Origin of the sequence: Rothia sp. ND6WE1A (assembly GCF_001683935.1) — a bacterium.
Lineage (GTDB): Bacteria > Actinomycetota > Actinomycetes > Actinomycetales > Micrococcaceae > Rothia > Rothia amarae.
This window is the reverse complement of sequence record NZ_LXTU01000026.1, coordinates 1-19,975: the sequence shown is the minus strand read 5'-3', so window position 1 is coordinate 19,975 and position 19,975 is coordinate 1. Positions and strand designations below refer to the sequence as shown.

The following is a 19,975-nucleotide window of genomic DNA, read 5'->3' as shown; positions in this document are numbered from 1 at the left end:
CACCTTGAGGCGAGCACAGGGGGATCACCGGAGAAAAGCACCGAGTTACTTGGTGCGCCGATCCCATGCGATGAGGAATAAATTGACTAAAGATAACTCTGCTTCAGCAGGTATTGAATTCATCGAACCCGCAGAAAATACTGCACCTAACAACGAAGCTCAGACCGTTTCAGCATCTGCTGAAGAAGAAGGCACACGCTTCACCGATCTTGGTCTGGACGCCCGTGTGCTTTCAGCTCTTGAAGACATCGGTTACGAAAAGCCCTCACCCATTCAGGAGCAGACCATTCCTTTGCTTTTGGGCGGCCGCGACGTCGTTGGTCTAGCACAGACCGGCACCGGCAAGACCGCAGCATTCGCTCTTCCCGCACTGTCTCGTTTGGCTGAACTGGCAGACATCAACGGACACACCAAAGACACTCAGGTGCTTGTTCTTGCACCTACTCGTGAACTCGCGCTTCAGGGCGCAGAAGCATTCACTTCTTTTGCTACCCATATGGAAAACGTGACCGTTCTTCCTATTTACGGTGGCTCACCTTACGGTCCTCAGCTCAACGGTTTACGCCGCGGTGCTCAGATTGTTGTGGGGACTCCAGGTCGTGTGATCGACCACCTCAAGAAGGGGTCTTTGGACCTTTCGAACCTGCAGTACTTGGTATTGGACGAAGCTGATGAAATGCTCCGCATGGGCTTTGCCGATGACGTCGAGGAAATTCTCAGCCAGACTCCCGATTCCAAGCAGGTTGCTCTGTTCTCGGCTACCATGCCCAAGACCATCCGCAAGATCGCAGAGCAGTACCTTAACGATCCTGCCGAGGTTCGCGTAAAGTCTAAGACTTCTACCGCTCCTAACATTCGTCAGCGCTACATTCAGGTCATGCACTCGTACAAGCTTGATGCGATGACCCGTGTGCTCGAAGTAGGTAACTACGATGGCGTTATCGCCTTCGTTCGTACCAAGAAGGAAACTGAAGAGCTCGCTGAAAAGCTGAAGGCTCGCGGTTACCAGGCAGCAGCTATTAACGGTGATATTCCTCAGCAGTTGCGTGAGCGTACCGTTGATTCGTTGCGCGATGGCCGTATTGATATTTTGATTGCTACCGACGTCGCAGCTCGCGGTCTTGACGTGGAGCGTATCTCCTTGGTCGTGAACTTCGATATTCCTCATGACACCGAATCTTACGTTCACCGCATTGGCCGTACCGGCCGTGCGGGCCGTGAAGGTGAAGCAATTCTCTTCATGACTCCCCGTGAGAAGTACATGTTGCGCCAAATCGAGAAGGCAACCCGTCAGCAGGTTGAACAGATGCATATGCCTTCTGTTGCTGATGTAAACGAGAATCGTAAATCTCGTTTCGCTCAGCAGATTACGGACACTATTGAGACCGAAGATCTCTCACTGTTCCGTGACATCATTACCAGCTACCAAAATGAGCATGATGTTGATCCTTTGGAAATCGCGGCTGCTATTGCTGTGATTGCTCAGGAGGGTCGCCCCTTCTTCGTAGAAGATATTCCTGAGCCCAAGGGCCGTAACCGCGACGATCGTGGAGACCGCGGCGACCGGGATGGCAGCCGTGAGCGCAAGCCCCGCCGTCAAGAAGAGGGCATGGTTAACTACAAGTTGCAGGTTGGACACAAGAATCGTGTTAACCCCGGCATGATTGTGGGAGCCTTGACTAATGAAGGTGGCATCAAAGGATCACAGGTTGGTTCCATTGATATTCGCCCGCATTTCACCATTGTTGGTTTGCCTGAAGATCTTCCCCGTGATTTCTTCGACCGCTTGGAAAACACCGAACTAAACGGTGAGTTCTTGAACATCCAGCGTGACCGCGGCCCCAAGGGTAGCGGAAATGGTGGACGCGGCGGACGTCGCTTCAATGGTGGACGCGGCGGAGACCGTGATGGTTTCAAGAAGCGTTTCAACGACGATCGCCGTGGCGGCGGATTCCGCGGGGGCGATCGTGATCGCGATGACCGCCGTGGTGGTGGCCGTGACGGTGGCTTCAAGAAGCGCTCGAACAAGTACTAAAAAGAATAATCCAGCCTTTGAAGTTTAGGCTTGGAGCATTCTAAAGAAGGGGAGGAATCTGTGGATTCCTCCCCTTCTTTATTGAGGTGGTGTAGAACACCTGAAAATATTCTGCAAGAATTTGCACCCCCTTTAGGGCGTCCTGTAGAGTATTCTCTGTTGCCCCGATAGCTCAGTGGTAGAGCGCCATCTTGGTAAGATGGAGGTCCCGGGATCGATTCCCGGTCGGGGCTCTCGCAAGAGCCAAAATTGAATAATTTTAGTGATTGCATGGCGGTGTAGCTCAGCTGGTTAGAGCGCACGACTCATAATCGTGAGGTCGACGGATCGAGCCCGTCCACCGCTACGCCCCGATAGCTCAGTGGTAGAGCGCCATCTTGGTAAGATGGAGGTCCCGGGATCGATTCCCGGTCGGGGCTCAGCTTATATTTTCAAATATTTTATTCATAAGAGACCCAGCAGGTTTTCCTGCTGGGTCTCTTTGCGTTTTTAACTTTTCAATGCCGGGGATAGCTAGATTTAGTTGAGAATCCTCACAATTGCTTCAGTGCATTGGTAGATTCCCAGAGAAATAAAGAGTACAGCACAGATAGTTAGAATGCTGTTGGTGAACCAGCCATTGCGCCATCTCTCTGGTACTCGTTTGGTGTTGAGAATCCAGAGGAGAGTGACGGCAAGGAAAGGCATGAAAAGCGCCCCTAGTACTCCGTAGAGGAGAATGAGGAAAATGGGGCGATCCATGAGAAAAAGAATCATGGGCGGGAAAGTAAGCCACAGTACGTAAAACTTAAAGTATTTTCCACCGGTGAGGGTATCGGGGTGATTCGTAGGCTTGCGGCGGATGTTGCCCCAGAAGTCCGCAAACATGAGCGAGACTCCTGACCAGACTCCGATAATGGAGGAGTAGGAGGCAGCCCAGAAACCTATCAGAAAGAGATTTCCAATTACCACACCGTAACGATCCTTGAGAATATCGGCGAGATCAAGGAGCCCTTTATCGCTAGAGGATACTGCTAGTCCTGCAGAATAGAGCACTTCTACGCCGAGCACGAAAGTTGCTGCTACGAATATGCCGGAGATGACGTAAGCTACGGTGTTATCAAGCTGCATGACCCGCATAAACTTGGGGCTGTACCACCCTTTTTCGCGTAGCCAGTACCCGTAGGCCGCGAGAGTGATGGTGCCGCCAACACTACCGGCTAGCGCAAGAGTGTAGGTGACGCTTCCGCCGGGAATCATGGGAATGAGACCGCGAAATAGGTCGGGTAGGTTCGGGATGGTGTAGATAGCTAAACCTACAATGAGCAGGAACATGAGTCCCACCAGGACGGCGGTTATTTTCTCTACCACGCTGTATTTACCCAGCCAAACAATCACGAACCCTGAGAGCCCCATGATGATGGCCCATGCCCACAGTGGAAGGGCGGGAAAGAGCACAGCAAGCGGCATAGCGGCCGCCGACATCCCAGTGGCTCCGTAAACAAAGCCCCAAATCAGGATGTAGGGGCCAAAATACCAGGTGGTCCAGGGGCCGAGAGTGCGCCATCCTTCAAAGATGGTACGTCCGGTGGCAAGACTGTACCTGCCGGCGCCTTCGACCAAGACGATTTTCATAATGACGCCTATGACGACCGTCCATAGGAGTGCGTACCCATATTTTGAACCAGCTACAAGGGTGGCAACTAAATCGGGTGCGCCAATTCCTGTGGCGGCAACGACGAGTCCGGGGCCGATAATTTTATATTTGCGGGCTGTATCTACCGGCTCGTTGGGGTCAACGAGATGCGGTGGAAACTTCTCATGGGGCGTGCGGTTCATGTGTTCTCCAGGGATAGTGAGAATTACTTGCACTAAGTGTCCCATATCACGTAGGAAAGATGAGGCAGAATAAACCTTCCGTTAGACTTTTATTATGTCTGAGACCAAAACTATTAATCCCCAAATCGTCGGGAAAGTATTTACTTCTGATGAGGTATTCCAAGTAGGACGGGAGCGAATCCGCGAGTTTGCTAGCGCTGTAAAGGCTACCCACCCCATCCATTTCGAAGTAGACGCGGCGCAAGCAGCTGGATACGCCGACGTCGTTGCTCCCCCGACCTTTGCCATTATTCTGGCGCAAAGGGCGGATGCTGCGCTCATCGAAGATCCCGATTCAGGAATCGATTTCTCTCGTGTGGTTCACGCTGACCAGCGTTTCACCAATCATCGACCTATCGTGGCTGGTGACGAACTCACAACTGAAGTTCACGTAGATAACGTACGTACCATGGGTCCTGGCGCTATGCTCATCACTCGCGAAGAAATTACTACCGTCGGGGGAGAAGCTGTGGCTACCTGCGTCTCCTCTCTCTTAGTTCGAGGAGAAGACTAATGGCACTATCTATTAATTTTGCTGAGCTAGAAAAAGGTCAAGAAATCGGTTCTCGTACGATTTCGGTGACTCGCGCCGATCTTATTCGCTACGCGGGGGCTTCTGGCGACTTCAACCCAATTCACTGGAATGAACGATTCGCCCAGGCTGTCGGACTTCCCGGCGTCATCGCCCACGGCATGTTCACCATGGGAGTTGCGGTACAGCTAGTAACCGATTGGGTGGGGGATCCCGGGGCAATCGTTGATTATCAGACCCGTTTCACCAAGCCCGTCATCGTACCTGATGCTGAGGGCGCTGAGAATCCGGCAACCGGTGGCAACCAGCTTAATGTATCGGGCAAAATTGGCGCTCTTGACGCCGAAGCCCAGACCGCTCGAATTGATCTCACCGTCTCTGCCCCTGACATCGAGGGGAATCTCCAAAAAGTGCTGGTGAAAGCTCAAGCTGTGGTTGCTTTCGCCCATTAGCGTGTGGAACTACTCACGAAAATGGAATCACAGCCGGAGGCATCTTTAAACTGGAAAAGTCTTGTGTCTGCGCACACTATATGTTTTCCGTGCTGAAAGGGAGTTATGGCAAGGGTAGAGAAACTGGATCAGCAGGAAATTAAGACGTGGTACAGAGCTGTCCTTGCAATATTTTTTGCCAGCGGACTTTTGACCTCGTCCCTTCTTGCGCGACTCCCTGATGTCTCCACCGGTCTTAACCTCTCCGCCGGACCGATGGGTATGCTGCTCTTGGGTATGACCGTTGGTTCTTTTTCCTCAGTGACGTTCTCTGGCTATCTGGTCAGCAAGATAGGATCACGAAAAACTCTTATTCTGGGGTATTCCCTTGCCTGTGCGGGAATTGCGCTGGTCGGTATCGCCGTTTCGATATCGAGCATTCCGCTAGCTGTTCTGGGGCTCGTGCTCGATGGCGTTGGCATGGCTTCTTCAAATGTGGCAGCTAATGTGCAGGGTGTTTCAGCAGAGCGAGCACTCGGTCGATTCGTTACCCCGATTATGCATGGATTCTTTTCCATCGGCACGGTGATAGGCGCGGGGCTGGGTACCTTGGACACCCGCTTGGGCGTATCTTTCATGTGGCACATGATTTATTTTGCCGTCATTATTTTCGCCACCGTGTTGTGGGCATTGCGCGGGTGCCACAGCGAGAACTACGGGCAGGACGACACTCAGGCGCTCTCCCAGGTTGGTTCCTACCGGGTGCGGGATGCTTGGCGCGACAAGCACACCATTTTTATTGGCATTTTTGTGCTGGGCATGGCGCTGGCTGAGGGTTCTGCCAACGACTGGGTGGCGCTTGCTCTTACCCACGATTACGGTGCGGATAAGACAGTTGGTTCGCTGGGATACACGTTCTTTGTTATCGCTATGATGACCGGTCGTTTCATGGGTACTGGTCTGCTGAATAAGTTTGGACGTGTGAAGGTTCTACGCGTGACCTGTTCGATGGCGATTATTGGACTAGCGGTGTTTATTTTTGCGCCGAACGTGCCGCTGGGCTTCATTGGTCTGTTCATCTGGGGGCTGGGCGCTTCCCTGGGATTCCCCACGGGTATGTCAGCAGCATCTGATGATCCAATGAAGGCTGCAATTCGAGTTTCCGTAGTTTCTACCATTGGCTACGCCGCATTCCTTGGCGGACCTCCTGCGTTGGGCTTGCTTGGCGAGCACTGGGGCATCCGTAACGCCCTCCTGGCTGTGCTGGTGTTTATCGTTATCTCACTCTTTCTCACCCGCCATCTTCAGCCATCGTCCCAGCGCGAAATTCTGAGCGAGCGTACCACTAACGTATCGACTTATGATCCACAGACCAGCATGAACCCCGTGATTACTCCAGAAACAGGTGCGCTTTCGCAGGTGGATAAGAAATAGCGTTTCTTCGCTGATAGACGAGCGTGCCTGAGCGCAATGAGCAGAAGCTAAACTAAAAAGGTGACTACTATGCATCTCAAAGACATCACTACCGCCGCTGTAGGCGGAGCAGCTCGCAACTATGTGCGAGCTACCACCGAACAAGAAATTATCGACGCCGTATCTGCGGCGGATCGCCAAAGCGAGAACCTGCTGATTGTGGGCGGTGGTTCGAATATCTTAGTTGCTGATGCAGGATATGACGGCACCGTAGTTCATATCGCCTCTCACGGCATTGAAGATCTGGGTGTTCCTCAGTGCGGTGGGGCTAATATTCGAGTTCAGGCAGGGCACCAGTGGGATGCATTCGTAGCTCATGCTATTGAAAATGAATGGGTAGGTATAGAAGCCCTCTCAGGCATTCCCGGCACCGTTGGTGCTACCCCGGTGCAAAACGTAGGCGCTTATGGCGCTGAAGTATCCCAAACGATTTCTCAGGTGCATACATGGGATCGACAGAAGAATGCCCGTAAGACTTTTGCTCTAGCAGACCTCAAATTTGGGTATCGAGATTCTATTCTCAAGCAAAACACTGTTAATGGTTCACCTCGTTATGTGGTGCTCAGCGTTGACTTCCAATTCACTCTTGGAACTCTCTCAGCCCCTATCCGCTACGGCGAACTTGCCCGGCAACTCGACGTCGAGGTGGGCCAGCGTGCGAACTCGCAACTAGTTCGCGATACCGTGCTGAAGCTTCGCGCCTCCAAGGGGATGGTGCTTGACACTGAAGACAGAGATACATATTCCACCGGCTCGTTCTTTACCAACCCCATTGTTGATTCAGATGAGTTGGATAGTTTGCCAGAGGACGCCCCGCGTTTTCCGGTCACCGATGCCAGCGGCCAGAACGTTATCGAAGGTAAAACTAAACTCAGCGCCGGCTGGCTCATTCAGCACGCTGGCTTTGACAAAGGATTTGGTTTAGAGGGTGAGAGCCGAGGAATTGCCGACGGTCGCGCCTCCCTTTCCACCAAACACACCTTGGCTATCACTAATCGAGGTGAAGCAAGCTGCTCAGATTTGCTCGCCATCGCCAGCTCAGTTCAGGATGGTGTGAAGAAGGCATTCGGCATCCAGATGGAACCCGAGCCGGTCATCGTTGGAACTTCTCTGTAGAAGCACATAAACCGCGCATCACAGATGCATTCTGTGGTGCACGGTTCTCTGAGAATCAGTTTGTTTTAGCCGGCAAGGGTGAGGGGAACACATGGCTTTAGACCGGGAGATAGCTGGAAGCGAATCCGGGCGCTTACACGGAGCCATGGCTCGCATGCGCACTTTTATGGCGCACCACCTGCTATTGCTCATGTTCTACCGCTTGCTGGTCATTACTCTAGGTTTCCTGTTGCTCGTAGCAGGGCTCGTTATGCTGGTCACCCCTGGTCCGGGCTGGCTCTTCATTTTTCTTGGAATGGGGCTGTGGGGCACAGAATTTCATTGGGCGCACCGACTCAATACCTGGGGCAAGGCGAAAGTGCTCAATATCTGGCGTGAAATTACGACTCAAGCCGAGAAACGCAACCAGAAGAAGCAGAATGCTCGGTGGCTAAAATTTGGTCGGCAGAATCATTTCTGCCCCACGGGAGAGCACTACCACGAACACCCCTAAGTTAGTGATCCAGCCCCAGCTCGTGGGTACAAACTTCGAGTATCTCAGCATCTTCCAACCCTAGTTTCCGCATGGATGCTATATAACGGCTGGTTAATTCGTGCTTTTTCTGTGAGGTTGAATCCATCGCGGTGATAAAACTACCTGCCCGCCCGTGCGTCTCGATGGCTCCTGCCGCTTCGAGTTCCTTGTAAGCTTTCGCAACAGTATTGACGGCAAGACCAAGTTGCTGAGCTAGCATCCGCATAGGAGGTAGACGGTCACCTGGCTGTAAGTTGCCAGCGGCGCGGGCTACAATCACCGCGCGTCGAATCTGCGAATAAGGGGGCACGTCTGAGTTCTTATCCACCGCAGGGATAAGACCAGAAATACCCTCGCAAAATTCAGCGTGCTTAGGTTGGGCTCGCACGTCATGCGAGGGCACATCTAGTGAAGGCATAGTAAAAGCTCTTTCGGGTTACAGAGTTCCGGTAGCAATCTTAAGCATACGGCGCACAGGCTCAGCAGCTCCCCATAGTAGCTGATCGCCTACGGTGAAGGCACTGATGTACTGTGGCCCCATAGCCATCTTACGAATACGTCCCACGGGGATGGTGAGAGAGCCCGACGCCGCTACGGGGGTCAAATCATTCATCGAGGCTTCCTTCTCGTTAGGAACAACCTTGGACCACTCATTGTCTTCATCGATAATCTTCTCAATTTCAGAAACTGAAAGGTCCTCGGTGAGCTTGAGAGTGAGCGCCTGTGAATGGGAGCGCATCGTGGCAATACGTACGCATAGACCATCTAATATGACGCGGTCCTCGCCTTCTAGTCCCAAAATCTTGTTGGATTCGGCATCGGCTTTCCACTCTTCTTTGGACTGACCGTTTCCTAAATCGGCGTCGATCCAGGGAATGAGCGAACCCGATAGCGGCACGCCAAACTGAGTAGTTTCTAATTCTCCGGAGCGTTGTAGTTCGAGCACCTTGCGGTCGATTTCTAGAATTGCCGATGCCGGGTCTGCAAGCTCGGAGCTCACCACGCCTGATAAATCGCCAAAGCCCTGGAGAACTTCGCGCATATGACGCGCTCCACCACCGGATGCGGCCTGGTAAGTCATCGATGTGCCCCATTCAACCAAACCCTGCTTGAACAGGCCGCCAAGACCCATGAGCAAGCACGATACCGTGCAGTTACCACCAATGAAATCTTTGATACCCGAATCAAGCCCCCGGTCAATGACGTCGCGATTGATGGGGTCAAGAACAATCACGGAATCGTCATTCATCCGCAAAGTGGAGGCAGCATCAATCCAGATACCATCCCACCCACGTTCGCGGAGCCTGGGATGAACTTCCTTAGTATAGTCACCACCCTGAGCGGTAACGATAATCGGCAACTGGGCAAGAGTCTCAAGATCGCGGGCGTCCTGCAGAATGTTTTCGTCGAGCTCACCGTTGAAAGTAGGAGCAGGTTGCCCTGCCTGGGAAGTGGAGAAGAAGACGGGGGTTATGTTTTTAAAATCGCCCTCTTCGACCATGCGCTTCATCAGCACAGAACCAACCATGCCGCGATAGCCAACAAAACCTACTGAGTCACCGGATGTAAAAGTCATAGTGTCAGTCTATCGGGACAGGATGAACGAATTCAGCCATATTTCACAGAGTAAACCGAAGATTTAGGGCACAGCAGGTTTTAACAGGACCGTGCCCGTTTTAGGAGCCGCGTGTCCATCTCTCAAAGCGGAACGATAAGGGCTTCTTCTCTCCGTCTGAGTGAGGCAGAATCCAACCGCGATCGCTCGTCTTGTAGGCCGTGGCTGAGTCTAGAAGCCACTGTGCATCCAGGTCAGGGGCGTTCGAGTCGCCTTCTACAACGCCTTCAAACACGGTTCGCTCCACCACGGTAATTGCAGAGCCTTGGACTCCATCTAAATCATGTCGATCAATCACCGCCGAAAAGAGGGAAGAACCGCCAATCAGCCAGACTTTTTCGGCGCCCTCACAAGCCAACCGAAGGGCAACATCGAAGGACGGCACCCACAGCGCTCCATCGGCTGCCACCGGCCGATCAACACGGGAAGTAACCACAAAATTTTCACGGTCAGGAAGGGGGCGATACTGCTCGGGGAAAGACTCCCACGTTTTCCGCCCCATAATGACCGGAGAACCCAGCGTTACCTCTTTGAAATGAGCTAAGTCTTCTGGGGCGTACCAGGGCATACCTCCATCGCGGCCGATGACGGCGTTGAGCGACTGCGCCCATACGGCACCAAGGACGGGAAGGTCAGACATAGTAAGAGACTCCTATACAGCAATCGGTGCTTTGATAGTGGGGTGATGCTGGTAATCCTCCAGCTCAAAATCCTCGAACTCATACTGAGCGAGTGAAGGCTTCTTGTTCTTGATATTCAAACGAGGATAGGGGTAGGGCTCGCGAGAGAGCTGCTCTTTTACCTGCTCGAAATGATTGGAATAGATATGGCAGTCTCCACCGGTCCACACGAATTCGCCGGGAACCATTCCCACTTCTTCAGCGATGATATAGGTTAGTAACGCATAGGAGGCGATATTGAAGGGCACCCCTAAGAACATGTCGGCACTGCGCTGATAAAGCTGACACGAGAGCTCATCGGGACCGTCGTCCACATGCTTCACATAGAACTGGAACAACGCATGGCACGGCGGCAAAGCCATCGAATCAACTTCTGCTGGATTCCATGCAGAAACGATATGGCGGCGAGAATCAGGGTTAGTTTTGAGCGATTTCACGACATTGGCTATTTGGTCGATCGTTTCCCCATGTCCCGCAGGCCAAGAACGCCACTGAACACCGTAAACCGGACCTAGCTCGCCGTCCTCATCTGCCCATTCGTCCCAGATACTGACACCGCGCTCCTGCAACCACTTCACGTTAGATTCCCCGCGCAAAAACCACAGAAGCTCAAGAGCTACCGACTTGAAATGAACTCGCTTGGTCGTGATAAGCGGGAAGGAATCTTTCAAATCAAAGCGCATCTGACGACCAAAAACAGATCGGGTGCCGGTTCCGGTGCGGTCAGATTTATCGTCCCCGTGTTCTAGGACTTCGCACAACAAATCTTCGTAAGGAGTGGGTACAGAGGAATTCATGTCTCCATCCTAGCCATAAAATGCTTCATTAATTCGGCATCGCATCAGCAAACGATCCCTCTCGCCTGGATTCGCGAGCGCTCATTGAGGCGATTGACGCCAGACCCAGCCAGCTTGCTTACCGCGGGGCCGAATAAAAGTCGTAATTCCCTCTGCGAATAAATCTCTAGTCACCAAACGGGCGAATCTGCTCCAAAGAGATCATTCGGTGGTTGTTGCGGCGAGAAATCTGCATCACCAACATTTCGCCGGGAACCAGGTAAGGGTCTTCTGTAGGTAGTTGCGCCGCAAGATGCTTGTTTCCATGTGTTCGGAGAATATCCAGGACAGTAGGGAGCACAGGGCGGTGGGTGCACAGCGCCACCGAGTAATCTTTTTCGAAGAGCTGCTCGATGACGCGCGCAGCTCGCTTGGGATGGCGCTTATGGGCTGCCTCAGTTATCTGCGACTTAGTTTTGATAGGTGTGCCGGATTGCTTCTGAAAATTAGCAACCGTCTGCATACAACGTATCCAGGGGGAAGAATAAACTTTTTTCGGCATCCAGGCATGCAACAGGCGGCAAACCGCCAAAGCCTGACGTTTACCGGTAGCTGCTAGTGGGCGCTCGCCTTCTGCCGCACTCCAGGATGAGCGGGGCTTGGCTTTCGCATGGCGCACAATAATGACAGAACGGGTGGCGAGATCGCCGTCTTTCCAGAGTTTCTCGAGGGCATCGAGAGGCTCTGTATCCGTTGCATTGGTGAGAAGCTGACGTGCTTCTTTCGGGGTGACCCAGCGAAGTTTATCTACTTCGTCGCCGTCTGCCTTGGGTTTGGTGGAGGGATCGACCTGTGCCGACCAGTAGTAGACATCTTTAGTTCCGTGTTTGACCTTGTAATGGGTGACAGCCAGAGGGACGCCGAGGGTTACGTGGAGCCCAACTTCTTCGCGAACCTCACGGATAGCGGTTTCGGGGATAGTTTCGCCGTCATCGACTTTGCCCTTTGGCCAGGACCAGTCATCGTAATGGGGTCGGTGAATTATGAGTAGCTCTAGTCGCTCTTTGGCATAGCGCCAGATGAGGCACCCAGCAGCCGTAACATCTACATCGGGCACAGCACGGCGGATTTTTGAGTATTCACCATCGTAACGAAAAGCAGAATAAACCGGCGTCTTGGGCATGGATATCGGAACCTTTTTCGAGAATAAGAATGTCCATGAACAAAATCTTGTTCATGGACATTCTATGGCTAGATACCTGCCTGTAAAAACGTGGACAGGCTATCTGGCATGATGTGGGCTAAAGAGTCTATTTTCTCTTTCGCTTATCTCGAGACTCCAAGTAGTAGGACTGGATATCAACTAACCGGTTTCCTTGATCGTCCTTGTTGTGGCGCTCCCAATGACCGTCTGCCTCAAGGTGCCATGTTGAGGTCTTCTTAGACATGTAGCGGTCGAACATATCCAGCAGATATTCGCGGTTACGCTGTGCCTTGATACTTACCAGAGCCTCCACACGGCGATCAAGGTTGCGGTGCATCATATCTGCTGAACCAATGTAGACCTTGGGGTTCCCTGCATTTTCAAAGGTGAACACACGGGAGTGTTCCAAGAACCTACCCAGCACAGAACGCACACGGATATTCTCTGAAAGACCGGGAACACCGGGGCGCAAAGCACAGATGCCACGAACCACTACGTTGACTTCCACACCAGACTGCGAGGCGCGGTAGAGCGAATCGATAATTGCCTCATCCACCATGGAGTTGCATTTAATCTGAATCTTCGCCTTGCGTCCTGCCATGCTGTGTTCGATTTCTTTATTGATGTAATCAATCAAACCGGATCGAATCGAGCGTGGGGCTACCAGCAATGAACGGTAGGTGGTTTTGGGAGCGTAACCCGAGAGCTGATTGAACAGGCGGGAAACGTCCTCAGTAATCTGCGGGTCGCAGGTGAGCAAACCGAGATCCTCATAGAATCGTGCAGTTGAGGGGTGGTAGTTACCGGTACCGATATGGCAGTAACGGCGTAGCGAATCGCCTTCTTTTCGAACCACCAGCGAAAGCTTACAGTGGGTCTTCAAGCCGACGATGCCGTAGACCACATGCACGCCAGCACGTTCGAGCTTACGCGCCCACTTGATGTTGGCTTCCTCATCAAAGCGCGCTTTGATTTCTACCAGTGCCAAAACCTGCTTACCAGCTTCTGCAGCTTCAATCAGCGCATCGACAATGGGGGAGTCGCCAGAAGTGCGATATAGAGTCTGCTTGATAGCCATGACGTTTGGATCTGCAGCAGCCTGTTCCAAAAACGCTTGCACGCTGGTCGCAAATGAATCATAGGGGTGATGGAGCAAAACGTCGTGAGCGCGGGTTGCCGCGAAGACATTTGCGGCCTTAGACGTTTCGTTCTCGTTGAGCCATCGGGAGGTATGCGCAATGTGCTTGGGATAGTGCAAGGCGGGGCGGTTTGCGTTAACGATGGCGCCCATTCCACGCAAATCCAACGGAGCGGGTAGGCGGTAGACCTCTGACTCCTCAATGCTGAGCTCAGAAATGAGTAGTTCAAGAACGTTGGGGTTGATGGTATCTTCAACTTCCAAACGAACCGGAGGCCCAAAACGGCGGCGCAAAAGCTCCTTTTCCAATGCCTGCAGAAGATTTTCGGCGTCGTCCTCTTCAACTTCGAGGTCTTCATTACGGGTCACGCGGAAAGCGTGAACTTCCAACACCTCCATGCCGGGGAACATCATGTCCAGGTGCTGAGCGATGACGTCTTCGAGCGCAATGAAGCGGGCTTCCCGAGACGGCGAATTCACCGCTCGTGAGCCGTCGATAGAAATCATACGGTTAAGCTGATCGGGCACCTTCAAACGGGCAAAGAGCTCCTTACCGGTTTGTGGGTTACGCACAACGACTGCCAGATTGAGCGAGAGCCCCGAAATATAGGGAAAGGGGTGCGCAGGATCGACTGCCAGCGGGGTCAAGATGGGGAAAACCTCATCGCTGAAGAAAGAGGTCAAGCGAGCTTTCGCTTCGTCCTCCAAATCTGACCATTTAACAATGCGGATTTGTTCCTTTTCGAGCGCAGGCAAAACCTCCTCATGGAAACAGCGATGCTGGCGCTCCATCAGCTGGTGAGCTGATTCGGAGATTTCTTCCATCTGCTCATCGGGGGTCATACCTGCGGCAGAGGGAACAGCGATACCGGTTGCAATACGGCGGCGTAGACCCGCCACGCGAACCATAAAGAATTCATCAAGATTCGATCCTACAATCGACAGGAAATTGAGGCGCTCTAACAAATAAAGATCGGGATCTTCAGCCAACTCCAGAACGCGGGTATTGAAGTCTAACCAGCTGATTTCCCTGTCGAGAAAACGGTCGGTTCCGAAATCACCGGAAAGATGGGGAAGTTTGACTTTCTCTACCGCTTCAATGCGATCCCCCTGCGTCTGAGCGCGTTCAATCTTAGTGATGTCACCGCCGATATGGTAGTGATCTGAGGGTTCATTGGGTTCTGTATTTACTGTTTTTTCAGCGCTCACAGTGTTCCTTCCTATCTTGAAATAAAAAACTTAAGCCTGGTGGGAGTACATGATGTCTACGGTTTCTTCGACGAAACCAAGTGACTTATAGAGCGAAACCGCTGCAGTATTGTCTGCATCCACGTAAAGAACGATTTTGTCGAGAGGCTTTCCCCCTTCGTCGACGAACTGCGCGAGATAATCCATTCCTGTGAGGGTAAGAATTTTGCCTAACTTCTTCCCCTGCCATGAGGGAACAATTCCTACAGCATAGACTTCGCCTTCGGTCAGTTCGCCCTGGTCGGAGGGGATTTTGGTCCAGTGAAAACCTGCCAGCCCTTCATCTGCGCGGGCAACAAAAAATCCCTCGGCGCGGAACCAATCCGCGCTCTTTCGCTCGTTGAGGTCTTCGGCGGTGAGGGAACCCTGCTCGGGGTGGTTGGCAAATGCCTCCGCATTAGCTGAAAGCCATGCGGCGTCGTCCATACCTGGCTTAAATGTATCGATTTTCGTGCCATCGGAAAGATGCGCCTGCCCTAGATCGCGGGCAATGTTCTGGCGAACCTCGTCGGTGAGCCATAGCTGTAGTTTGCGGAGTTCCCTGACCGGTGAGTAATCAAAAGAACGAGCTAAAAGCTCTGCTGCTTTGCGCTCTCCTGAGGCATCCTCACCCTGAATCTGATGAACCCACAAATTGTAGAGTTGAATAGGGGTTTCGGAAAGAGCCTCGTTGATGGTACGAGCCAACTCCGTTCCGATGCCCTGGCCACGGTGGGTAGAGGCAACAGCACCTTCAATGGTTGCAGTGTCTTTTTCTGTATCGAGAAGGGCAACTACCGCACCAAGAATTTGTTTCTCCGTTGTGAACTCAGCGTCATCGTTTTCTCCGGCGAGCGCCAAGAGCAGGGAATCTGCGATGTGCGGATTCTTTATTGCCTTGTGTACTTCAACGAGCGTCTGCTCTGAAAACGCTGGTGTGCTATCCTGCGCCGAAATAGTTCGTGCAAAATCTAAGAAAGCGGTTGCGTTCGTGGCATCCAATTTTAGGGTCTGAATAGAGAACGTCTGCTCTGATTCTATTTCGCTCACAGTTATTCCTCCTAGGCAATGTACCTTATCTACTCTACCGAAAGCAGACTTACTTCAGGAGCTGATGGTCTCATCTAGCAGAATAATCGAGAGCATCGGCGCATAATTCATACGGAGTTAACTGAAATCTTTAGAAGCTGCTCCTGATCGCGAGGTATCGAGACTATAACCCACATTGCGCACCGTAGAGATTAAGTGCTCGTGCTCTGTTCCTAACTTGGCGCGAAGACGGCGGACATGGACGTCTACCGTGCGGGTACCTCCAAAGTAATCGTGTCCCCACACCTCTGAGAGCAATTGTGCTCTGGTAAAAACGCGACTGGGATTTTGGGCAAAGAATTTGAGAAGTTCAAACTCTTTATAGGTGAGGTTTAGAGGAAGTCCATTAATGCGAGCGGTATATGAGGCTTCGTCAATGAGGATGGCACCGCAACGAATGGTAGTCTCTTGCTGCGATTCGGTTGGTGCGCTAGGTAACATACGCAAGCGCGCTTCTAATTCAGCAGGGCCTGCAGCCTCGAACACTATGTCATCTACCAGCCACGTAGGGGAGACGGCGGCGAACCCGCCCTCGGAAAGAACCATCAGCAAAGGAAGATCCGGAAGAGCCGCCCGAATAAGCTGCGCACCATTTCGAGCCTCCATGAGACGGTCGGTGCCGTCAATAATGCCCGCTTGACAACCTTTATCCTGAATTGCCTGAATGGAGGCATTAAGGGGTAGCAATACCGTTTCATGACTCAAGAGCTGTAATGCGGGCAGAAAATCGGGATTAGGTAGCTTGGCAGGGGACAGGAGGACAAGATGCATCTGCAAAAATCCTCTCTGTTCTGTTGTCGCAGCGGTGTTTTTTCTATCTTATAGAAATCCACCTGCTCTAAGGTTGGATTACTCGCTAAACATAGGCAAAGATAGAGAAGAAGTAGAGCACCTACGCATACTGTCCATCGAAAGCAAGGGTCATTCGTGAATAAAGAGAACGTCGTGGCAAAAACTCACAGGTTTGAGACTTTCGTGCCCCAGCTTCGAGAACGCCGTGATCGCATAGTCTACGAAGGCCGTGTTGGACGAATCGGTGCTACGAGCTCTTCTCGGTATCGACTGGTAGCAACAGCAGCTACGCTCACCCTCATTAGCTTTCTCATTGCGACAGTTATTCACCCTATTCTGACTGCCGCCGTCGGTGTATTGGCTGTGGCGTTTATCGCAGGTGGTTGGCCTGCAGCAACCGGCGTGGCTGAACTACGCCGCGTCAACCGCGTGGTACCGCATTCCTGCATCATCCTAGGTGCAGGATTAGCAGCCGTTGCAGTATCGCTCGTTGATACCGGAGTTGAACGCCTGACTTTCTTACCCACTATTGCTGCCGTGGGCGTGGTAGCTAGCTTCATTGTTGAACTTATCCGAGGCGAAGGTGCCATCGGCCGCCTCGAATCGGTTATTTCATGCATCACAGGCGTTCTCGCCGCTGTATCCGTTGCAGGCTGGGTCGCGCTCGCAGATTTCTACCGAGCCAGCCAGAGCTCCAGTTTGCTGATTGGTATTGGCGTAGGAATCGCTTTAATACTTGGAACGTTTGGTATTCGGATGATTTCGGCAGGACCTAAAGAAGGACCTCGCCGCGGTGCTATAACCCTGGGCGTAACACCGGTAGCTTTTGTTGGAGTTTTGGGTTATCTAATCGCCCTGTTCATCAGTCACGTGGTAGTCTAAAACACATGTTAGTAGCACTAGAAATTTTCTTCCTTTGCCTTTTGGCACTTGCCGGAGTCATGATTTTCGGTAGCATCGCTGTCGTTTTGATGGGTCTCTTCAAGGGCCAGAAGTAAGTCCCTGAAATCAACCTCCTCCCAAGAATGCGGTGAGGCTTCTTGCGGAGGTACCGAATGCGTTCATGCATCCTGCTCAATTTATGGATTGAGCAGGATGCATTTTTATGCTGGCAGACAGAATCTTGCTGTGGGAGGCGAGAAAGGTTTTAGACTTTTAATATGCCTATTGAAATTCCAACTAACCTAACTCCTGAACTTGTTCCCTTCTCCTGGTTACTGGGCCAGTGGGAGGGCACCGGATCCCTCTGGTACGAGGGGGAAGACGGTACTCCTTTCGGACAGATTATTACTTTCACTCAAGACGGTCTTCCCTTTATCGAATACCGTGCTGAATCATTCCTTCTGGATGATGAAGGCAACAAGTTACGCCCTCTCACCGTTGAAACCGGTTTCTGGCAGATTGACCGCCCCCAGCAAGACGGCGACGTCGGACCGGGGCTGAAATCAGCAGATGTAGTTCCGGTTTTACCCGACGCCGAGTCGGTAGAGAAGCTACGTAACGGCGATGATGGCTTCAACCTCATTGCTACTATCTCCCACCCCGGCGGTATGAGCGAAAACTACACCGGTCTGATTAAGGGGCCCGTAGTAAGAATGCAGACCGCAAACCTGATGCGCGATGATATTTCCAAGGATTATGCGGGTTCCGTCCGTCTGTGGGGTCTAGTAAATGGCAATCTCATGTGGGACTGGGAGATTGCAGATGAGCAGGGCAAGCTTCACAAGCACGCATCAGCTGAACTGCGTAAGACCGGTTCAATGAACGGACTAGATTTAGGGTCTCACCTGTTTAATACTGAGATAGATTCGGCAACTGAACCTGACCAAGAGTCAGACTCTAAGGGCGAATAATAGTGGCAGATTTCAAGAGCCCCCTCCTGCAAAAATTCGGCGTCTTTGAAGCATCAGGAGTCGATGCCGGCGTCGCAGCACATTACGGGGAGCCTCTCAAAGAACAGCGCCGTTTCATTCTGGGGGCTGAAAAGTTTGTGGTGGCAGATTATTCGCATCTCGACGTCGTAACGGTTTCCGGACCTGACCGGCATTCGTGGATGACCACGCTTTCGTCGCAGATTATGGACGGCATGAGACGCGGCGATTCGCGAGAGCTCACCTTACTCTCAGCGCAAGGGCGAGTTGAATTTGTGCCCTTTGCTGTGGAAGATGGCGATAAGCTGTGGCTCATCGCAGAATCGGGGCAGGGCGAGGATCTCGCTGCGTTCTTGAACTCCATGAAATTTATGTTGCGCGTGGACATTGAGAACGTTTCTGCAGAGTATGGAATTTTGGTTTCCTTCGACGATCCGCGCACTTCGGAAAAGGCTCCAAAAGCATTGCAGAAAGCGCTGATTTTCAGTGATCCCTGGCCCGGAGTGGTTGCTGGCGGTACCGCCTATACCGAGATTGACCCCGGTGAACATCCGGGGCAGGGTTTGCGTCGCTTCTTCTCCATCATTCCGCTGGCAGATTTGCTCGACATTGCCCCCGAAGTTTCCCTCTCTGGAATGTGGGCTGCAGAAGCTCTGCGTATTGAAGCCTGGCGCCCTCGCTATGGAAATGAGGTAGACGAGAAAACTATTCCTCATGAGCTCGATTTGATGCGTACTGCGGTTCACCTTGAAAAGGGATGCTACAAGGGGCAGGAGACGGTTGCGCGCGTGCATAACCTGGGTCACCCGCCTCGCCGCCTGGTGTTCTTAGACCTCGATGGTTCAGAGCACACCCTGCCGGAAGTTGGGGCCAGCGTTTACGTGGGTACCAAGAAAGTAGGCAAGGTGACGTCGGTGGCACAACACTGGGAAGCCGGGCCGATTGCTTTGGCGGTTATCAAACGCAACGTGGATCCAGCGGCAGTGCTATCGGTGGTAGATGAGCCACGCGAGGACGACTCCTCAACGCCTTCCGTCCAGTACGCTGCTACACAGACCGTCATCGTTTCTCCCGACGCCGGGCAGGTTGCTGGGCGGCGCGATATGGGAAATTTCTTCCGCGGGTAACGTCCTCTGAGAATCCTTTTCGAGAAGGCTCCATATCCATTGAGAAAAGAAGCCCCCTACTTTTGAACTGGCCCCCGAAAGTTGGACTGGTTTTATTCTAGGCGGTTAGAGGCTTTAGGGTCTGGTTCCGGTATTGCATCGGAGTCAGGCCCTTGAGTCGTTTTTGGATGCGTTCATGGTTGTACCAACGGATGTAGTCATCAATTGCGTGGTAGAACGTCTCCAGACTGGTGAATGATTCCCCGTGGTACATCTCTGATTTGAGGTGTCCGAAGAAGTTTTCCATTACCGCATTGTCGTAACAGTTTCCTTTCCTTGACATCGATTGTGTGCCACCGATAGCTGTGATGAGTGTGCGCCAGCTGGAATGTTGATATTGGAATCCTTGGTCGGTATGTACAAGCAAACCTTTATCTGGTGATTCTTGCGCGATGGCATCGCGTAAAGATTGCGACGTAAACGCCGTATTCGGTGAGGTTGAAATGCTGTACGACACGA

19 protein-coding genes and 3 tRNA genes are annotated in these 19,975 nt (G+C 52.3%); 12 read left to right on the top strand and 10 right to left on the bottom strand.

The features are described from left to right. The first annotated feature begins 70 nt into the window (after window positions 1-70). The 4 genes from A7E48_RS02765 to A7E48_RS02750 all read left to right on the top strand — a co-directional run bounded on the left by A7E48_RS02765 (window position 71) and on the right by A7E48_RS02750 (window position 2,454). Entirely contained in the window at window positions 71-2,035 is a 1,965-nt protein-coding gene (locus tag A7E48_RS02765) for a DEAD/DEAH box helicase (RefSeq protein ID WP_083147151.1), read from the top strand. Window positions 2,036-2,196: 161 nt separating this feature from the next. Further along, a tRNA-Thr gene (locus A7E48_RS02760) sits at window positions 2,197-2,268 on the top strand. 39 nt (window positions 2,269-2,307) lie between these two features. After that, a tRNA-Met gene (locus A7E48_RS02755) sits at window positions 2,308-2,381 on the top strand. 1 nt (window position 2,382) lies between these two features. Then, a tRNA-Thr gene (locus tag A7E48_RS02750) sits at window positions 2,383-2,454 on the top strand. Window positions 2,455-2,554: 100 nt separating this feature from the next. Here the strand turns inward: A7E48_RS02750 and A7E48_RS02745 are convergent. Then, entirely contained in the window at window positions 2,555-3,853 is a 1,299-nt protein-coding gene (locus A7E48_RS02745; RefSeq protein WP_068169153.1) for an Nramp family divalent metal transporter, read from the bottom strand. 94 nt (window positions 3,854-3,947) lie between these two features. Here A7E48_RS02745 and A7E48_RS02740 point away from each other — a divergent pair, with 94 nt between their 5' ends. The 5 genes from A7E48_RS02740 (at window position 3,948) to A7E48_RS02720 (ending at window position 7,937) form a co-directional block, all read left to right on the top strand. Then, window positions 3,948-4,406, top strand: a complete 459-nt coding sequence (locus A7E48_RS02740; RefSeq protein ID WP_068169149.1) for a MaoC family dehydratase N-terminal domain-containing protein — start codon at window positions 3,948-3,950, stop codon at window positions 4,404-4,406. Then, a complete protein-coding gene (locus tag A7E48_RS02735) occupies window positions 4,406-4,876 on the top strand; it encodes a MaoC family dehydratase (RefSeq protein ID WP_068169146.1) in 471 nt (156 codons plus the stop codon). The genes A7E48_RS02740 and A7E48_RS02735 overlap by 1 nt, the downstream gene beginning before the upstream one ends. Before the next feature lie 105 nt (window positions 4,877-4,981). After that, entirely contained in the window at window positions 4,982-6,289 is a 1,308-nt protein-coding gene (locus tag A7E48_RS02730; RefSeq protein ID WP_068169143.1) for an MFS transporter, read from the top strand. A gap of 60 nt (window positions 6,290-6,349) precedes the next feature. After that, complete coding sequence (locus A7E48_RS02725; protein WP_068169139.1) at window positions 6,350-7,444, top strand: UDP-N-acetylmuramate dehydrogenase; 1,095 nt, start codon at window positions 6,350-6,352, stop codon at window positions 7,442-7,444. Between the two features lie 91 nt (window positions 7,445-7,535). Beyond that, window positions 7,536-7,937, top strand: a complete 402-nt coding sequence (locus A7E48_RS02720; RefSeq protein ID WP_068169136.1) for a PGPGW domain-containing protein — start codon at window positions 7,536-7,538, stop codon at window positions 7,935-7,937. Between the two features lies 1 nt (window position 7,938). Here the strand turns inward: A7E48_RS02720 and A7E48_RS11550 are convergent, their stop codons facing one another. The 8 genes from A7E48_RS11550 to A7E48_RS02680 form a co-directional block, all read right to left on the bottom strand. Next, the gene (locus A7E48_RS11550; protein ID WP_083147150.1) at window positions 7,939-8,376 is read right to left on the bottom strand and encodes a GntR family transcriptional regulator; all 438 of its coding nucleotides are present in this window, start codon (window positions 8,374-8,376) and stop codon (window positions 7,939-7,941) included. 18 nt (window positions 8,377-8,394) lie between these two features. Beyond that, entirely contained in the window at window positions 8,395-9,534 is a 1,140-nt protein-coding gene (gene asd, locus A7E48_RS02710) for an aspartate-semialdehyde dehydrogenase (RefSeq protein WP_068169130.1), read from the bottom strand. A 100-nt stretch (window positions 9,535-9,634) separates the two neighbouring features. Further along, window positions 9,635-10,213: a dihydrofolate reductase gene (locus A7E48_RS02705; RefSeq protein ID WP_068169127.1), complete on the bottom strand. Its 579-nt coding sequence runs from the start codon at window positions 10,211-10,213 to the stop codon at window positions 9,635-9,637. Between the two features lie 12 nt (window positions 10,214-10,225). Beyond that, complete coding sequence (locus A7E48_RS02700) at window positions 10,226-11,050, bottom strand: thymidylate synthase (RefSeq protein WP_068169125.1); 825 nt, start codon at window positions 11,048-11,050, stop codon at window positions 10,226-10,228. 166 nt (window positions 11,051-11,216) lie between these two features. Continuing rightward, window positions 11,217-12,212: an NUDIX hydrolase gene (locus tag A7E48_RS02695; protein ID WP_083147149.1), complete on the bottom strand. Its 996-nt coding sequence runs from the start codon at window positions 12,210-12,212 to the stop codon at window positions 11,217-11,219. Between the two features lie 127 nt (window positions 12,213-12,339). Then, entirely contained in the window at window positions 12,340-14,580 is a 2,241-nt protein-coding gene (locus A7E48_RS02690) for an RNA degradosome polyphosphate kinase (RefSeq protein WP_068169122.1), read from the bottom strand. Window positions 14,581-14,610: 30 nt separating this feature from the next. After that, entirely contained in the window at window positions 14,611-15,648 is a 1,038-nt protein-coding gene (gene mshD / locus A7E48_RS02685; RefSeq protein WP_068169118.1) for a mycothiol synthase, read from the bottom strand. A gap of 117 nt (window positions 15,649-15,765) precedes the next feature. Continuing rightward, entirely contained in the window at window positions 15,766-16,458 is a 693-nt protein-coding gene (locus tag A7E48_RS02680; RefSeq protein ID WP_068169116.1) for a response regulator transcription factor, read from the bottom strand. 174 nt (window positions 16,459-16,632) lie between these two features. On the opposite strand from A7E48_RS02680, the gene A7E48_RS02675 reads away from it, so the two are divergent. The 3 genes from A7E48_RS02675 to A7E48_RS02665 all read left to right on the top strand — a co-directional run bounded on the left by A7E48_RS02675 (window position 16,633) and on the right by A7E48_RS02665 (window position 19,477). Beyond that, the gene (locus tag A7E48_RS02675; protein ID WP_083147147.1) at window positions 16,633-17,361 is read left to right on the top strand and encodes a hypothetical protein; all 729 of its coding nucleotides are present in this window, start codon (window positions 16,633-16,635) and stop codon (window positions 17,359-17,361) included. A gap of 278 nt (window positions 17,362-17,639) precedes the next feature. Next, window positions 17,640-18,332: an FABP family protein gene (locus A7E48_RS02670; RefSeq protein ID WP_068169111.1), complete on the top strand. Its 693-nt coding sequence runs from the start codon at window positions 17,640-17,642 to the stop codon at window positions 18,330-18,332. Further along, on the top strand, window positions 18,332-19,477 hold the full coding sequence (locus A7E48_RS02665) for a folate-binding protein YgfZ (RefSeq protein WP_068169108.1): 1,146 nt from the start codon (window positions 18,332-18,334) through the stop codon (window positions 19,475-19,477). Before A7E48_RS02670 ends, A7E48_RS02665 begins: the two co-directional genes overlap by 1 nt. A 97-nt stretch (window positions 19,478-19,574) precedes the next feature. Here the strand turns inward: A7E48_RS02665 and A7E48_RS02660 are convergent. After that, window positions 19,575-19,975: IS3 family transposase (locus A7E48_RS02660; RefSeq protein WP_141669339.1), on the bottom strand; the 401-nt coding region annotated here is incomplete at its 5' end.

What these genes read in the sequence shown, in the direction of transcription:
- A7E48_RS02705 (WP_068169127.1), bottom strand. Translation starts at nt 10,213, where the DNA reads ATGTCTGACCTTCCCGTCCTTGGTGCCGTATGGGCGCAGTCGCTCAAC.
- A7E48_RS02670 (WP_068169111.1), top strand. Translation starts at nt 17,640, where the DNA reads ATGCCTATTGAAATTCCAACTAACCTAACTCCTGAACTTGTTCCCTTC.
- A7E48_RS02720 (WP_068169136.1), top strand. Translation starts at nt 7,536, where the DNA reads ATGGCTTTAGACCGGGAGATAGCTGGAAGCGAATCCGGGCGCTTACAC.
- A7E48_RS02680 (WP_068169116.1), bottom strand. Translation starts at nt 16,458, where the DNA reads ATGCATCTTGTCCTCCTGTCCCCTGCCAAGCTACCTAATCCCGATTTT.
- asd (WP_068169130.1), bottom strand. Translation starts at nt 9,534, where the DNA reads ATGACTTTTACATCCGGTGACTCAGTAGGTTTTGTTGGCTATCGCGGC.
- A7E48_RS02745 (WP_068169153.1), bottom strand. Translation starts at nt 3,853, where the DNA reads ATGAACCGCACGCCCCATGAGAAGTTTCCACCGCATCTCGTTGACCCC.
- A7E48_RS02765 (WP_083147151.1), top strand. Translation starts at nt 71, where the DNA reads ATGAGGAATAAATTGACTAAAGATAACTCTGCTTCAGCAGGTATTGAA.
- A7E48_RS11550 (WP_083147150.1), bottom strand. Translation starts at nt 8,376, where the DNA reads ATGCCTTCACTAGATGTGCCCTCGCATGACGTGCGAGCCCAACCTAAG.
- A7E48_RS02730 (WP_068169143.1), top strand. Translation starts at nt 4,982, where the DNA reads ATGGCAAGGGTAGAGAAACTGGATCAGCAGGAAATTAAGACGTGGTAC.
- A7E48_RS02695 (WP_083147149.1), bottom strand. Translation starts at nt 12,212, where the DNA reads ATGCCCAAGACGCCGGTTTATTCTGCTTTTCGTTACGATGGTGAATAC.
- A7E48_RS02735 (WP_068169146.1), top strand. Translation starts at nt 4,406, where the DNA reads ATGGCACTATCTATTAATTTTGCTGAGCTAGAAAAAGGTCAAGAAATC.
- A7E48_RS02740 (WP_068169149.1), top strand. Translation starts at nt 3,948, where the DNA reads ATGTCTGAGACCAAAACTATTAATCCCCAAATCGTCGGGAAAGTATTT.
- A7E48_RS02700 (WP_068169125.1), bottom strand. Translation starts at nt 11,050, where the DNA reads ATGAATTCCTCTGTACCCACTCCTTACGAAGATTTGTTGTGCGAAGTC.